Origin of the sequence: Bradyrhizobium sp. B120, assembly GCF_049075665.1 — a bacterium.
In the GTDB taxonomy this organism is placed as follows: Bacteria; Pseudomonadota; Alphaproteobacteria; order Rhizobiales; family Xanthobacteraceae; genus Bradyrhizobium.
In genome coordinates this window covers 1,018,858-1,032,750 of sequence record NZ_CP185242.1, presented here as the reverse complement: position 1 = coordinate 1,032,750, position 13,893 = coordinate 1,018,858, and the positions used below count along the sequence as shown (strand labels likewise).

Genomic DNA, 13,893 nt, shown 5'->3' with positions numbered 1-13,893 from the left:
CCTCTAATGAACCGCCGCAGGAATAAGCTGCCCCGCGCGGTCGAAACACAACGGATGCACCAGATGCAGATCGACCTCCTGGCCGGCCTGCAGCGGCTGATGCGGATCCGCCAGCGTCACCAGCGTCTCGCCCTTATAGTCCAGATGAATATGATTCTGCTCGCCGAGGTGCTCGACCCGATGCACGCGGCCGACCATCTGCCCGCCGTTGCGCGCAGCGAGCTGAAGATGCTCGGTGCGAATGCCGACCGTCTCGGTCCCCAGCGGCACCGCGACATCGGAGAGCAGGCGAGCCGGCAGGAAATTGATCTGAGGCGTGCCGAGCCGCGAGGCGACGTAGCTGCTGGACGGGCTCTCGTAGATCTCGCGGGGCGTGCCGAGCTGAAGCAACCGGCCGTCCCTGATCACGCCGATACGCGAGGCCATCGTCATCGCCTCGACCTGATCGTGGGTGACGTAAAGGATGGTCGCGCCGAGCTCGATCTGGATCCGCTTGAGTTCGAGTCGCAGCTCCGCGCGAAGTTTTGCGTCGAGCGAGGACAGCGGCTCGTCCATCAGATAGATCGAGGGATCGCGGACCAGGGCGCGGCCGATCGCCACGCGCTGCATCTCGCCTCCAGAGAGGCGGGTGGCGCGGTTGTTCAGCTTGCTTGCGATATGCAGCAGCTCCGCGGTCTGTTCGACGCGCTTGCGGATGATCGGCTCCGCCACCCGCCGCGCCGGAGAGCGCAGCGGAAACGCCAGATTGTCGTAGACCGTGAGATGCGGATACAGCGAGTATTGCTGGAACACGAAGGCGATATCCCGCGAGCCCGGCGGATCATGCGTCACGTCGCGCCCGTCGATCATCACGGAGCCCGTATCGGGGCTCTCCAGTCCGGTGATCAGCCGCAGCGTCGTGGTCTTGCCGGCGCCGCTCGGCCCGAGCAGGACCAGGAACTCGCCGTCGCTCACCGTCAGCGAGAGGTCGCGGACGGCTTCGACCGTGCCGAAGCGCTTGTTGACATTGCGCAGGGTGACGTCAGCCATGGCGCACGCCCTCCGCGCTCGCGGTCCTGATCGCAAGGCCGCTGCCGATGTCGAACAACGCCAGCCGCGCAGCATTGAATTCGAGGCCGATGGTTTCACCGATCCGCACCGACGCGCTGGACGGCAGTCGCGCCGCGACCCGCCCATAGGCCGTGTCGACGGTGACGATCTGCGTGGTGCCGAGATATTCCGCGCCGAACACCTCGCCGCGAACGGCGCCCGCGTCGGCGAAACGGATATGCTCCGGACGGACGCCGAGCGCCAGCGGCGCGCTGGCGCGGTCCTCGCGGATCTCCGGCACCGCAAGCCGGGTGTCGTGGAAGCTGACCGCGCGGTCGCCGGATCGCAGGCCGCCCTCGAAGCGCAGGAAGTTCATCGGCGGCGAGCCGATGAAGTCGGCCACGAACATGCTCGCGGGCCGGTCATAGACCTCCCGCGGCGTGCCGATCTGCTCGACACGTCCCTTGTTCATGACGGCGATCTGGTCGGCCATCGACATCGCCTCGAGCTGGTCATGCGTGACATAGACCGTGGTCGCCTTGATGCGATCGTGCAGGTCGCGCAGCTCGCCGCACATCAAATGGCGAAACTCGGCGTCGAGCGCGCCCAGCGGCTCGTCCATCAGGAACGCCTTCGGCCGCCGCACCATGGCGCGCCCGAGCGCGACGCGCTGCCGGTCGCCGCCCGAGAGTTTCGAGGTCTTGCTCGACAGCAGATGCTCGATCTGCAACATCCGCGCGGTCTCCTGCACGCGCTGGCGGATCTCGCGCCGGCCCATGCCCTGGCACTTCAGGGGAAAGCCGATGTTCTCCCCGACATTCATGTGCGGATAGAGCGCGAACAGCTGGAACACGAAGGCGATATCGCGCGCGGCCGCGCGGTGGAACGTGACGTCCTCGCCATCGAGCAGGATCTTGCCTTCGGTCGGCAGCTCGAGGCCGGCGATCATGCGCAAGGTGGTGGTCTTGCCGCAGCCGGAGGGCCCGAGCATCGCGAAGAACGTGCCGTCGTCGATCGTGAAGGTCGAGCCTTCCACCGCGGTGAACTGATCGAACGACTTGCGCAGGTTTTCGATGCGGATCTGTGCCATGGCGCTATTCCGGAAAATGGCTGACGATCACGAAGCCGACCGTGCCGGCAAGGATCGTCACGAACGAGTAGCTGTAGAGATCGATCGACCAGGGCTGCACCAGCATGACGATGCCGCCTCCGATCAGGGTCATCGCGATGGCCTCCCACGGCCCGCGACGGAACCAGCGCGCTACGCCACCCCGAGTTGCGCCATTCTTGGCAACCACAGACCCGCTCATTTGCGCACCGCTCCGAAGGTGATGCCGCGCAGCAGATGCTTGCGCAACAGCACGGTGAACATGACGATCGGAACGACGAACAGCGTGGTCGCGGCGGCAACCGCCGGCCAGTCCTGCCCGCCCTCGCCGATGATGAAGGGGATGAACGGCGGCATGGTTTGCGCCTCGCCGCTGGTCAGCAGCACCGCGAAGGCGTACTCGTTCCAGGAGAAGATCAGGCAGAAGATCGCGGTCGCCGCGATCCCGGTGACGGCCTGCGGCAACACCACCTTGCGCAGCGCCTGCAGTCGCGTATAGCCGTCGACCAGCGCCGCCTCCTCGTACTCGCGCGGAATCTCGTCGATGAAGCCCTTGAGCAGCCAGACTGCGAGCGAGACGTTCACGGCGGTATAGAGCAGGATCATGCCGAGTCGCGTGTCGGTCAGATTGAGCTGCCGGTACATCAGATAGATCGGGATCGCCACCGCGACCGGCGGCATCATGCGCGTCGAGAGGATGAAGAACAGCAGGTCGTCGGCCAGCGGAATGCGGAAGCGCGAGAACGCGTAGGCCGCGAGCGTGCCGAGGAAGACCGCGAGGAAGGTCGAGCCGAAGCCGATGATCAGCGAGTTGACGAAGCGCGGCACGACCTTGGACGGCCCGGCGATCACCATGTCCCGCTTGCGCACCAGCGTGTCGTACCAGGTTTCCGGGGGCGGCAGCTTGGCGATGAAGTCGGGCGTCTGGCGCGTCCGCACGGTGAACAGGTTGACATAGCCTTCGAGGGTCGGCTCGAAGATCACCTTGGGCGGATAGGCGATGGCGTCGCTCTGCGACTTGAAGGCGGTGGCGACGATCCACAGCAGCGGCAGGATCGTGATCAAGGCATACAGGATGACGAGGCCGCCGGCGAACGCCTTGGTACGCGGCGAGGCCTCGACGATCGAATGCGCGGTGGATTTGGTGGCGGCAGCGGTCATCGTTGCTTCACCTTGTTGAGCGTCTTGACGTAGATGTTGGCGGCGCCGAACACGGTCACGAACAGGATGATGGCGAGCGCCGAGGAATAGCCGGTGCGCCATTTCTCGAATGCCGCGCGCTTCAGCGAGATCGACACCAGCTCGGTGGTCGAGCCCGGCCCGCCCGAGGTCAGGAGGTTGACCATGTCGAACATCTTGAAATTCTCGATCGCACGGAACAGCACCGCGAGCATCAGGAACGGCACCGTCATCGGCAGCGTGATCGACCAGAACTGCCGCCAGGCCGAGGCGCGATCGACTTCGGCTGCCTCATAGATGTAATCGGGGATCGAGCGCAGCCCGGCGAGGCAGATCAGCATCACGTAGGGCGCCCACATCCAGGTATCGACCAGCACGATGGTCCACGGCGCCAGCGACACCTGCCCGGTCATGCTGAACGAGCTCGGCGGTACGCCGGTGAACAGGCTGATCAGATAGTTGAACGGCCCGATCTGCGGCTGCAGCAGCAGCGTCCAGAAATTGCCGACCACCGCCGGCGACAGCATCATCGGCAGCAGGATGATCGTGGTCCAGAAGCTGTGGCCGCGAAACTGACGGTTGATCAGGAGCGCCAGGCCGAAGCCTATGACCACCTGCAACGCCACCGACGAGATCACGAACTGCGCCGTGGTCTGCAGCCGGAACCAGACGTCCTCGTCGGTGAGGATGTCCCTGAAATTGTCGAGGCCAACGAACCGCAGCGGCAGATAGGACATGCTGAGGTTGAGGTTGGTGAAGGACAGCCGGATCATCCAGATCAGCGGGAAGATGTTGATCGCGAGCAGCAGCGCGATCGTCGGCGCGACGAACAGCCAGGCGATAGCCCGGTCCGACAGGCCGTGGACGCGCCGCCCGGCGCGGGATTTTACAGGCTTGCTCACGCCTGGGATCGTAGCATGATCGGGTTGGAGGATCGTCGTCATCGTGTCCATCAGCAGGGCTGGGCCGGTTCGGATTCCCCGAGGCGGCCCTCGGGGAATCCAGTTCAGATGAGGTGGGCGGGGGCTATTGCGAGGCGACTTCCTTGCCCTGCTCCTTGAACACCTTGGTCCAGTCCTTGACCAGGAGATCGAGCGCCTGCTGTGACGTGCCCTTGTCGGCCACGACGTAGTCATGCACCCGCTTCTGCATGTCGAGCAGCAGCTGCGCGTAGGACGGCTCGGCCCAGAAGTCCTTCACGATACCCATCGACTCCAGGAATTGCGGCGCGAACGCCGCGCTCTTCGGGAAGTCGGGTGCGTCGACCACCGCCTTGAGCGCCGAGTAACCGCCGATCTGCCACCACTTCTGCTGCACGGCGGGCTGCGCGAACCACTTGATGTAGGCGAGCGCGTCGTCCTTGTGGTCGGAGGTCGCGACCACCGAGATGCCCTGTCCGCCGAGCTGCGTGAAGTGCCCCTTGGGACCTGCCGGGTTGACGAAGAAGCCGATCTTGTCGCCGCCGACATTCGGATCCTTGTAGAGGCCGGGGAAGAAGGCGAACCAGTTCATCTGCATCGCGACCTGGCCGGACTTGAAGGCATCAAGTCCTTCCTGCATGTAGGCGTTGGTCATGCCCGGCGCCGTGCAGCACTTGTAGAGCTCCTTGTAGAACTCGAGCCCCTTGGCCGCGTCGGCGGAATTGACGATGCCCTGCATCTGGTACGCCTTCTTCGGATTGTCGTAGGCGAAGCCGTAATTGTAGAGCACGTTGGTCACGCCCATCGTGATGCCTTCCGAGCCGCGCTCGGTGAAGATGTAGGCGCCGTAGACCTTCTTGCCGTCGATCTCGCGGCCCTGGAAGAACTCGGCGATCTGCTTCAGCTCGTCATAGGTCTTCGGCGGCGCCAGATCGCGGCCGTACTTGGCCTTGAACGCGGATTGAATCTCGGGCCGGGAGAACCAGTCCTTGCGGTAGGTCCAGCCCACCGCATCGGCCATGGCCGGCAGCGCCCAGTAGTTCGGCGTGTTCTTCGGCCACTGCGAGTAGCCGACGACGGTCGCCGGGACGAAATCGTCCATCGAGATCTTCTCTTTGTCGAAGAAGTCGTTGAGCTTGACGTACCACTTGTTCTCGGCGGCGCCGCCGATCCATTGGCTGTCGCCGATGATCAGGTCGCACAGCTTACCGTGCGAGTTGAGTTCGTTGAGGAAGCGATCGGCGTAGCTCGTCCAGGGGACGAACTCGTACTTCATCTCGATGCCGGATTGCTTGGTGAAGTCCTTGCCCAGTTCGACCAGCGCGTTGGCCGGGTCCCATGCCGCCCAGCACAGCGTGAGCTGCTTGCCTTGCGCTGCGGCTTGCCCGCCGCCGAGACCGCCAAGTGCTGCGGCCGCAACGACCGCGGACGCCACCGTACTGCGTAACCATCCCAATCTTCGCATATCCATTTCCTCCCTATCGTTGAAGCACCTAACTCGCCCGGCGCATCCCTGCCGGATTGACGCCGAGACTACGAAACCGAGTTGATGAGCGATGATGGAGAGCGAGACTGAACGCGTCCGGAAGTTGGGGTCCGGATGGCGGGGCTCCTCCCACACATCAGCTCGATGCGCGATGTTTATCGTTTTTGTAATACTAAACGTATTACTAAATTCAGGAACCCGTCAAGCCGATTTCTTGCGAGCCTCAAGAAGAGCCGGCTGCGCTATCCTCCGCGATAGAATCGCTGCAGTGCACCAATGCCGATAGTGGCAAGCACCCGGCGCTGGGCTCTGCCTGATGTTTAGTAGATCATTTTACTGAACGTTCAGCGCAATGACGAATGCCCTGCCGCGTCGCCTTACGCCATCTGAAACAGGCGATGGCCGACGCCCCTGCCCGTTTCGCATCACCTCGTCAAAACAAGGCGAACGCGATCGAACACAGCCAATCGCGGAGCCTGATCAACAAGTGCGTGTTGCGTCGCGTGGCGCCGCCGCTCATGGGCTGCAAGGGCGAAGCGCGTCCGGCGAAGCCAAAGCGCGCGAGAGCAAGGACGAGACGGTCCGGCGCGCCGCGAACATCCTCACTGGTTCAGGATCGGCGGAATGTCCTTGGCCGCCTTCGGTCCCGGCAGCGAGCTGAGATAGGCGTGGATGTCGGCGGCATCCTTGTCCGACAGCACGTCGGCGGAGAATGACGGCATGTCGTTCGGCGCCTCGCGCAGGAAGGCAATGAAGGACTCCACCGGCAGCGCGATCTGCGCCAGCGCAGGCGTCAGATAATTGAAGCGGCCGCCCTGCCCGGCGCGGCCGTGGCATTCGAAGCAGCCGTCGGCAAGATAAAGCCGCTTGCCGTTGACGGCGTCGCCTGCCGGCGCGTCCTCGGCGCGCGATGCAACGACATTGCCAGTAGCGAAAGCCCCCGCGATCGCGGCGACGGCGGCAAGACGCTTCACAGATGTCCTCATCATCGCCATCTCCGCTTCACCGCTGATCCATCACGACGTCGAGCAGTGCCGGCTGGCCGCTCTTGACCATGGCGATGGCGCGCTTCAGCGCGGGCGCCAGCGCATCCGGATCGCTGATCGGTCCCTCGCCATAGACGCCGAATCCCTTGGCAACGGGCGCATAGTCGACGAAGGGATCCTTGATCGTGGTGCCGATATCGGCGTTGGTGATGCCGCGGCCGTGGCGCGCCGCCATCGCCTGCAGATACATGTATTCCTGATGATAGGCGCGGTTGTTGTGCACGATATAGAGCATCGGGATCTGATGGTGTGCGGCCGTCCAGAGCGTCGACGGCACGAACATGAAGTCGCCGTCACCGCCGATCGCAACCGTCAACCGTCCGTGCCGCTTGTTCGCAAGCGCGGCTCCCAGCGAAGCCGGCAGGGTGTAGCCGACACCGCCGCCGCCGGAGCCGCCGTTCCATTGATACGGCTTGGTGAAATCCCACAAGCGATGCGGCCATGACAGGCCGATCGAGGTGCCGACCAGCGACCAATCCTCATCCTTGATCTGGCTGTAGAGCTCGGCGCACAGCCGCGCCGTGGTGATCGGGCTCGCGTCCCAGCCGATCGTGGCGTCAAGCTTCGCCTGCTCGACGGTGGCGAGCTTGGCCGCCGCGAGCTTCTTGCCGCGCGCGTCGAACGCGGCCTTGCGTCCCTCGTCGACCCGCCGTTTGACCTGCTCGATCAGGGCCGGCAGGCTCGCTTCGGCATCACCTGATATGTCGAGATCGACCTCCTGATAGCGGCCGAGATCCTGATAGTTGGCCTTCATGTACAGGCCGCGGGTGCCGAGCGTGACGATCTTGGCCGTCTTCTTGTAGCGCGGCTCAGACGTGCGCACGATGCGATCATGGAAATCGCTGAGCGAGCCCCAGATGTCGTTGACCTCCAGCGCCAGGATCAGATCGGCCTGCGACAGGATGGAGCGGCGGAACGACTGGTTCAGCGGGTGGCGCGAAGGAAAGTTCATCCGCCCGAAATTGTCGATCACGGCGCATTGCAGGGTTTCCGCAAGCTCCACCAGGCGCGGCATGCCGGCGGGCGTGCGCGCCATCCGGTCGCACAGGATCACCGGATTGTCCGCCGCGACCAGCATTTTGGCGAGCTCGGCCAGCGCTGCGTCGTCGCCCTGCGGCGCCAGCGCCGGGGTGAATTTCGGGATGCGCAGGCGGTCGCGATTCTCGATCGGGTTTTCCTGCAGCTCCTGATCGAGCGACAGCATCACCGGCGCCATCGGCGGCGTGGTTGATATCTTGTAGGCGCGCAGCGCCGATTCCGCGAAGTGCTGCAGCGAGGCCGGTTGGTCGTCCCACTTGACGAAGTCGCGGGTCAGCGCCGCGGGGTCGATCGCCGAATGCGGCCATTCGGCGCCGGGCGCGCGCTTGTCGGCCTCCATGATGTTGCCGCCCATCACGATGACGGGGACGCGGTCGCACCAGGCGTTGTACATCGCCATCGATGCATGCTGCAGCCCGACTACGCCGTGGCAGATCATGGCGAGCGGCTTGCCCTCGATCTTGGCGTAGCCCTGGCCCATATGCACCGCGATCTCTTCATGCGGACAGGTGATGATCTCGGGCTTCTTGTTGCCGCCATGATTGATGATGGCCTCATGCAGTCCGCGGAAGCTCGAGGCGCAGTTCATCGCCAGGTAATCAATGTCGAGCGTCTTGAGCACGTCGACCATGAAGTCGCCGCCGCTCGAGGTCTGATTGACCGGATCGGCCGGCGGCGGCATCGCATCGGCCGCCGCGAGCCTCGGCCCTGGGGGCGCAGCCTTGGAGCGCTGTTCGGAAATCCCTGACATCGCGGTGTTGGCGGCGGCTGGGGCAGCCAGCGCCGCCGCACCGGCGACGGTTGCACCCTTCAGGAAATTTCGGCGGCCGAGATCGAGCGCGCCTGCGCGGCGCGAGTCGCTGCGTTTCGACATGGTGTCCTCTCCGGGAACTTAGACCAGATGCCTACGAGCTCATTCTTGTTGGCATCAGTGTCGTCCCGAAGCTCGGGAGCCGTCAATACACAGACGCGTAAGCATGCAGCTTTTGGCTGAGGTGCTCCGCGAAATTGGCATGGGAAGAGGAAGACGCGCTTCGGCCTAGCGCGCCAGCGCTGCGATCAACTCGACTTCGATCGATGCGTTGCGCGGAAGCTGCGCGACGCCAACGCTCGTCCTGGTGTGCAGTCCCCGCTCCGGACCGAACAGCTCCATGATGAGCTCCGATGCGCCGTCGGCGACCGCGGTCTGACCGCTGAAATCCGCGGCGCTGTGCACGAACACGGTGAGCTTCAGGATCTGCGTGACATTGTCGAGCGACCCCAGATGCGCCTTGATCGCGGCCAATCCGCGGATCAGCGCCAGCCGTGCACCCCGCCTGGCCTCTTCCAGTGTGACATCACGGCCAACCTGGCCGACGACATGCACCTTGTCGCCGTCGCGCGGAAGCTGACCGCTGACATAGATCGTGTCGCCATGGACCACGACCGGCGCGTAGGCGCCGCCGGCCGCCGCCGAAATCGGCAGCTCGATGTTGAGTTCGTTCAGACGTTGCTCGAGGTTCACGATTGCTTGCCAGCGAACTGGCCCCTGTCGGATCGCGGCTTAGCTTCTTTAGCAACGCTGGTCTGAGCGAAGCGAGCTCCGTCTGCCGCCGGGCGCTTCTGTTAACCCGGTTCTGCGTGACGCGGTACCCAAGAACATGCTCTCGGAGCAATTCTGCCGTTATCAGCACTGCGCGCGGCGTTTCAGATATGCGCAGAGCATGTCGGGCCATGCCTCAGCCGCCAGACGGGATTTAGCGGCCATATTTTGGCCATAGCCCGTTTCTTAAAGGCCCGGGCGGGCCATGTCCCGCCTCTGTTTTGCGTCGCCTGGCCGGTGCGGTCGCTTCGCAACCAAATCGCAGATCATCGCTGCGCCCCTCCCAAAATCAGGATGGTCTGCCAACAACAAGAGGACTTTGTAATGCGTAAAACTCTCGCGGCTGTCGCCGTGCTCTTGGCCTTCGCTTCAACTGCTGCTGAAGCTCGCGGCCGTCATCACCATCATCGACACCATGCACATTCCGGCCGCCCGGCTGCGTGGTGCGGGTGGTTCATGCGCACGCAGGTCGGCAGCGATCCCGGTCCGCAATACAATCTGGCGCGATCCTGGGCGCGATACGGCAGTAATGCAGGCGGACCTTCGGTCGGCGCGATCGTCGTCTGGCGTCATCACGTCGGCAAGATCGTGGGCCAAGAGAACGGCCAGTGGATCGTCCAGAGCGGCAACGACGGACATGCCGTGCGCACGCGGCCGCGCTCACTGGCCGGCGCCATCGCGTTCCGAAACGCTTACGCTTCGTTCTAAGGGAACTCTCGAACGCCTCTGCTAACATGCAAGCCGGCGACGTTCAGCGGTATACGAACCGTTCATCATCGCGGCTTACGTTCAAGCGGGGTTTCGCCCTGAAGCCCTCAGACGGGCGCCGTCACCTGCGTTGACCTGGTGGCGGCGCCTTTTTCAGGATTACATTGGTTTGGCTCGGAAACCGAAGAAAGTTGCGACCGCCTCTCGGACTGCTTCTTATTGGTCGGCCGCTTACATGAGTTTCTGCAATGGCGCGGCCGTTTTCGCTGTGACCGGCGGCGTGCTCGGGTTTCTGCTCGTCGCCAAGCACTACACGTGAACGACGGCCGGATCGACGGTGCGCACTTCAGCGCGTTCCAAGACTCCTGAGATACGCGCAGAACATGTCGGCCATCGCGTCCGCATAGCTCTCGATCTCGGCCGGACTTCGCGGGCTTTCTGAAAAATTCTTGCCGACCGTGCTCATCGTCGTCGAGATGAGGTCGCCGGCCTTCGCACGCACGGCATCCGACGTCCTTGGCAATGCCTCACGCATGAAGACTTCGACGATGCGCTCGCCGGATGCCCGCACCTCGCGCGCTTCGGGCGCGTCGCGATAGAGCGGCGCGGCGTCGTTGAGTGCGACGCGCACCGCGGCTTCCTCGCATTCGGAGCGGATGAAGGCGTGTACCAGCGAACGCAACCGCTCCAACGGCGGCCTCGTACGGTCAGCGAGAATGTTGCGCAGCAGGCTGGAGTTCTGCCGCCACTCGTCGCTCTGCAGCCGGAACAGGATCGACGCCTTGTTCGGAAAATACTGGTACAGCGAGCCGACGCTGACGCCGGCCCGCTCGGCCACCCGCGCTGTGGTGAAACGCTGCGCGCCCTCCTTCGTCAAAACCTGAACAGCCGCATCGAGAATCGCCGCGACGAGTTCGGCCGAGCGGGCTTGTTGCGGCTGTTTTCGCGAGGAAATTGAAGAGCTTCGCCGTCCGGTCATGAATGCCCTGGGGAATGCGATTAGCGAATGCGACTAATTATTCGTATTTCTGGCGGGGCGCAAGGATGCGCCGCTTTTTGACCGGAGACCCCACATGACCACCCTCGTTTCACCTGAGCTCGCGGGCCTGCTCGACCGCCTGTTCAAGCAAGCTTCCGCCGCCAGGGAAGAAACCCGGCGCGCGGTGGCCGACCTTTCCGACGAGGAGCAGGCGGGCCTGATGCGCAGCAGGACCGACTACCGCGCGCTCTACAGCCGCTTCAACAACGTGCCGCTCGCGGTCTCTCGCGAGACCGGCACGCTGCTCTACATGCTGGCGCGCGGCACGCGGGCGCGGAACATCGTCGAGTTCGGCACCTCGTTCGGCATCTCGACGCTGCACCTCGCCGCCGCGCTGCGCGACAATGGCGGCGGCCGGCTGATCACATCCGAGTTCGAGCCGCCCAAGGTGGCGCGTGCCCGGGACAATCTCGTCGCCGGCGGTCTCGATGACCTGGTCGAGATCCGCGAGGGCGACGCGCTGACGACGCTGCGCACCGATCTGCCCGAGACGATCGACCTCGTGCTGCTCGACGGCGCCAAGGCGCTGTACCCCGACATCCTCGATCTCGTGGAGCGCCGCCTGAAGCCCGGCGCCTTCGTCGTCGCCGACAATGCCGATTACAGCCCCGACTATCTGGCGCGGGTGCGCTCACCGGAGAGCGGCTATTTGTCCGTGCCATTCGGCGAAGATGTCGAGCTATCGATGCGGCTCGGCTGACGCCAAAATGCAAGACGCGCGTGATCAGGCTGTCTTGATCTTGTCGACAATGGCGGACAAGCGCGCGCGCTTAGCAGGGTCGGTGACCTGTGTAACAGTGGTTTCGAGGTCGTCCAGCACGCTATCGACTTCCCATTTGGCCTTGCCTTCGGCAATCACATCCTCGGCAAGGTCGTCGGCCTTGTCGGCCTCGCCCAGGTCAAATGCTGCAACAAGCAGCGTCGGGCGATACCATCTATCGGCGATCTGCAGCCGTCTGGCGCGCTCGCAGGCGGCGATAACTGCACGAAGGGCCGTCTGCGCGCGCTCCTCATCACCTGCTTTTCCCCGCGTCCGATAGAGTCGCGGCAGATTGCTGGAGCAATAATAGGCGTTGAGATCAAGGTCCATTCCCTGCTCATAGCAGTCGATCGCCTTGGAAAGGGCTCCCTTGCGCTCGGATGCACTGGCGGTCGGAGCCTTGAAGAGACGCTTGTAGCGACCACCCATCAGGCCTAAGCGTTCCGGTGTCGGCCCCGCAAGATCAATCAGTGTCTGGATTTCGGCGATGGCCCGAACATCGTCCCCTACCTGGGCAACAGCGAATGCGCGATTTTCCTGTACTTCCGGCTCGTTCGCGAAGCGCTTGGGAAGCCCGCGGGTGTAGTCGAGCAGGGCGTTCCAATCCGCTTTGGTATCGACGCAGTCGCGCAACAACAGCAACAAAGCAAGGGCCTTCGCGTAGCTTAGGGGTGGATTTCCCTCCGCGGCGACCAACGCCTGCGCGCGCTTCATGCGCTCGGCCTTGGGTGCTGCGCGCACTGCCCGAATCTTGGTCTGGAATTCGGCTTGCTCGGCGAGTTGATCTCGCATGGTTATCGCCTTCTCCGGATCGACCTTGCAGGGATAGCCAGGGATCGACTGGTGCATCGGCGAAACTCCGTCACGACGCGCCTCGATCTGATCCTTGATCGCGCTCTGCACGGCGGTGGCGGTTGCCTCGGTGATCTCTCCCTCGGGCAGCGGATATCGAATGGTTCGCATCTGCGCGACATCGAACAGCGGCTTCGACCAGTCGGCCGCGAGCAGGACACACCCTGTCTCCTGCGATGCATGACGAATACCGACCTCGTAATACACATTGCCGTTCGGGATCGTCATGTCGGCCAGCACGAGATCGGCGAAGTAGAGCCGCTCCAGCATCTCGCTGATAATCAACGCGCTGGTGTCCTGATCAGCGCGCACCGGCTCATACTTGAGCGCCTTGATGACCGGAACGTAGCAGCGATCCCATAGCGCGTTAAAGTCAATCTCAGCCGGACCAGACTTGGGGTCGGCCTGGGTCGGCTTGCGACCGTAAGGCATGATCATGAAACACGACGGCATCTTGCAAATCCTTCAGTCCCATAATTTTCTCGTATCCAACCAGTAAACCCACGTCGTCTTGCGCCCTGCCTCATCCATCAGGTGCTTGGCGCCGCCGGGTCCATCACCGCCTTCGCCATTCCACAGGCAGATGAAGGCGAGCTTCTTGTCGCCAAACCGGGCGGCCCGCTCCAGCATCCATTGATTGTCGCGCTCGTAGGCGTTCTCGCCGGCCGGCAGCGGCCCCAGTTCGTCGGGCATGACGTGGAGCGTGGCCTTCGATTTCGCCGCGAAATAGCGCGCGCGCCAGTTGCCGCCGGCGAAATCGACCGAGCCGGCAAGGAACGTTGGTTCATCGAATGGAATATAGATTTCAAGCTGCATGGCCTGCGCGAGTGCAGCTTCCGCAAACAACAGGTCGCCACCGCAGGCGCCGCCGCAAATGGCGAGATCACCTTTGGTGACACCGATCCTCGAAAGCGCGTCGGCGATCGCAGCGGCCGCAGCCGGCTCCTTGTCCGGGGGAAAGCGTGGCGTTTTTCGATCTGGCGCATCGATCATGTGACCGCTGAAGAGAACCACCGTGTTCGGTGACTTGGCGTCTTGTTCCGTGGCCATGGCGGCACCTCGACTCATGATTGGATCATTGTGTCCAGGTGACGAACTTAACTGAAGCCAGATTCCTTGTCGAAGCCGGGATCCGCGTGTTGTGAC

The 13,893-nt window shown here is 63.6% G+C and carries 14 protein-coding genes; 2 read left to right on the top strand and 12 right to left on the bottom strand.

The window, feature by feature from the left end; genetic code table 11:
* Window positions 1-3: 3 nt before the first annotated feature.
* The 9 genes from ACOIX3_RS04830 to ACOIX3_RS04790 all read right to left on the bottom strand — a co-directional run bounded on the left by ACOIX3_RS04830 (window position 4) and on the right by ACOIX3_RS04790 (window position 9,310).
* A complete protein-coding gene (locus tag ACOIX3_RS04830) occupies window positions 4-1,029 on the bottom strand; it encodes an ABC transporter ATP-binding protein (protein WP_420968652.1) in 1,026 nt (341 codons plus the stop codon).
* Window positions 1,022-2,119: an ABC transporter ATP-binding protein gene (locus ACOIX3_RS04825; RefSeq protein ID WP_420968651.1), complete on the bottom strand. Its 1,098-nt coding sequence runs from the start codon at window positions 2,117-2,119 to the stop codon at window positions 1,022-1,024. Before ACOIX3_RS04825 ends, ACOIX3_RS04830 begins: the two co-directional genes overlap by 8 nt.
* Before the next feature lie 4 nt (window positions 2,120-2,123).
* Window positions 2,124-2,339 (bottom strand): hypothetical protein, encoded by a 216-nt coding sequence (locus ACOIX3_RS04820; RefSeq protein ID WP_420968650.1) that lies wholly within the window; start codon window positions 2,337-2,339, stop codon window positions 2,124-2,126.
* Window positions 2,336-3,298: a carbohydrate ABC transporter permease gene (locus ACOIX3_RS04815; protein WP_420968649.1), complete on the bottom strand. Its 963-nt coding sequence runs from the start codon at window positions 3,296-3,298 to the stop codon at window positions 2,336-2,338. The genes ACOIX3_RS04820 and ACOIX3_RS04815 overlap by 4 nt, the downstream gene beginning before the upstream one ends.
* Window positions 3,295-4,269, bottom strand: a complete 975-nt coding sequence (locus tag ACOIX3_RS04810) for a carbohydrate ABC transporter permease (protein ID WP_420968648.1) — start codon at window positions 4,267-4,269, stop codon at window positions 3,295-3,297. Before ACOIX3_RS04810 ends, ACOIX3_RS04815 begins: the two co-directional genes overlap by 4 nt.
* A 73-nt stretch (window positions 4,270-4,342) precedes the next feature.
* Window positions 4,343-5,701: an ABC transporter substrate-binding protein gene (locus tag ACOIX3_RS04805; protein WP_092118707.1), complete on the bottom strand. Its 1,359-nt coding sequence runs from the start codon at window positions 5,699-5,701 to the stop codon at window positions 4,343-4,345.
* A gap of 623 nt (window positions 5,702-6,324) precedes the next feature.
* Window positions 6,325-6,711: a c-type cytochrome gene (locus tag ACOIX3_RS04800; RefSeq protein WP_420968647.1), complete on the bottom strand. Its 387-nt coding sequence runs from the start codon at window positions 6,709-6,711 to the stop codon at window positions 6,325-6,327.
* A 13-nt stretch (window positions 6,712-6,724) separates the two neighbouring features.
* Window positions 6,725-8,680: a thiamine pyrophosphate-binding protein gene (locus tag ACOIX3_RS04795; RefSeq protein ID WP_420968645.1), complete on the bottom strand. Its 1,956-nt coding sequence runs from the start codon at window positions 8,678-8,680 to the stop codon at window positions 6,725-6,727.
* 165 nt (window positions 8,681-8,845) lie between these two features.
* Window positions 8,846-9,310 carry a RidA family protein gene (locus ACOIX3_RS04790; RefSeq protein ID WP_420968644.1) on the bottom strand — a complete coding sequence of 155 codons (465 nt, stop codon included), beginning with the start codon at window positions 9,308-9,310 and terminating at the stop codon, window positions 8,846-8,848.
* Between the two features lie 534 nt (window positions 9,311-9,844).
* Between ACOIX3_RS04790 and ACOIX3_RS04785 the strand changes: the two genes are divergently transcribed.
* The gene (locus ACOIX3_RS04785; RefSeq protein ID WP_420968643.1) at window positions 9,845-10,096 is read left to right on the top strand and encodes a hypothetical protein; all 252 of its coding nucleotides are present in this window, start codon (window positions 9,845-9,847) and stop codon (window positions 10,094-10,096) included.
* A 346-nt stretch (window positions 10,097-10,442) separates the two neighbouring features.
* On the opposite strand, the gene ACOIX3_RS04780 is transcribed toward ACOIX3_RS04785, so the two are convergent.
* A complete protein-coding gene (locus ACOIX3_RS04780) occupies window positions 10,443-11,075 on the bottom strand; it encodes a TetR family transcriptional regulator (protein ID WP_420968642.1) in 633 nt (210 codons plus the stop codon).
* Window positions 11,076-11,169: 94 nt separating this feature from the next.
* Here ACOIX3_RS04780 and ACOIX3_RS04775 point away from each other — a divergent pair, with 94 nt between their 5' ends.
* Complete coding sequence (locus ACOIX3_RS04775; protein WP_420968641.1) at window positions 11,170-11,835, top strand: O-methyltransferase; 666 nt, start codon at window positions 11,170-11,172, stop codon at window positions 11,833-11,835.
* A 24-nt stretch (window positions 11,836-11,859) separates the two neighbouring features.
* On the opposite strand, the gene ACOIX3_RS04770 is transcribed toward ACOIX3_RS04775, so the two are convergent.
* Both ACOIX3_RS04770 and ACOIX3_RS04765 read right to left on the bottom strand, forming a co-directional pair.
* Window positions 11,860-13,200, bottom strand: coding sequence for a tetratricopeptide repeat-containing protein (locus ACOIX3_RS04770; protein ID WP_420968640.1), 1,341 nt, complete (start codon window positions 13,198-13,200; stop codon window positions 11,860-11,862).
* 12 nt (window positions 13,201-13,212) lie between these two features.
* Window positions 13,213-13,797: a hypothetical protein gene (locus ACOIX3_RS04765; RefSeq protein ID WP_420968639.1), complete on the bottom strand. Its 585-nt coding sequence runs from the start codon at window positions 13,795-13,797 to the stop codon at window positions 13,213-13,215.
* Between the last annotated feature and the right edge of the window lie 96 nt (window positions 13,798-13,893).

What these genes read in the sequence shown, in the direction of transcription:
- ACOIX3_RS04810 (WP_420968648.1), bottom strand. Translation starts at nt 4,269, where the DNA reads ATGGACACGATGACGACGATCCTCCAACCCGATCATGCTACGATCCCA.
- ACOIX3_RS04825 (WP_420968651.1), bottom strand. Translation starts at nt 2,119, where the DNA reads ATGGCACAGATCCGCATCGAAAACCTGCGCAAGTCGTTCGATCAGTTC.
- ACOIX3_RS04780 (WP_420968642.1), bottom strand. Translation starts at nt 11,075, where the DNA reads ATGACCGGACGGCGAAGCTCTTCAATTTCCTCGCGAAAACAGCCGCAA.
- ACOIX3_RS04795 (WP_420968645.1), bottom strand. Translation starts at nt 8,680, where the DNA reads ATGTCGAAACGCAGCGACTCGCGCCGCGCAGGCGCGCTCGATCTCGGC.
- ACOIX3_RS04815 (WP_420968649.1), bottom strand. Translation starts at nt 3,298, where the DNA reads ATGACCGCTGCCGCCACCAAATCCACCGCGCATTCGATCGTCGAGGCC.
- ACOIX3_RS04765 (WP_420968639.1), bottom strand. Translation starts at nt 13,797, where the DNA reads ATGGCCACGGAACAAGACGCCAAGTCACCGAACACGGTGGTTCTCTTC.
- ACOIX3_RS04820 (WP_420968650.1), bottom strand. Translation starts at nt 2,339, where the DNA reads ATGAGCGGGTCTGTGGTTGCCAAGAATGGCGCAACTCGGGGTGGCGTA.
- ACOIX3_RS04770 (WP_420968640.1), bottom strand. Translation starts at nt 13,200, where the DNA reads ATGCCGTCGTGTTTCATGATCATGCCTTACGGTCGCAAGCCGACCCAG.
- ACOIX3_RS04830 (WP_420968652.1), bottom strand. Translation starts at nt 1,029, where the DNA reads ATGGCTGACGTCACCCTGCGCAATGTCAACAAGCGCTTCGGCACGGTC.
- ACOIX3_RS04800 (WP_420968647.1), bottom strand. Translation starts at nt 6,711, where the DNA reads ATGATGAGGACATCTGTGAAGCGTCTTGCCGCCGTCGCCGCGATCGCG.
- ACOIX3_RS04805 (WP_092118707.1), bottom strand. Translation starts at nt 5,701, where the DNA reads ATGCGAAGATTGGGATGGTTACGCAGTACGGTGGCGTCCGCGGTCGTT.
- ACOIX3_RS04785 (WP_420968643.1), top strand. Translation starts at nt 9,845, where the DNA reads ATGCGCACGCAGGTCGGCAGCGATCCCGGTCCGCAATACAATCTGGCG.
- ACOIX3_RS04775 (WP_420968641.1), top strand. Translation starts at nt 11,170, where the DNA reads ATGACCACCCTCGTTTCACCTGAGCTCGCGGGCCTGCTCGACCGCCTG.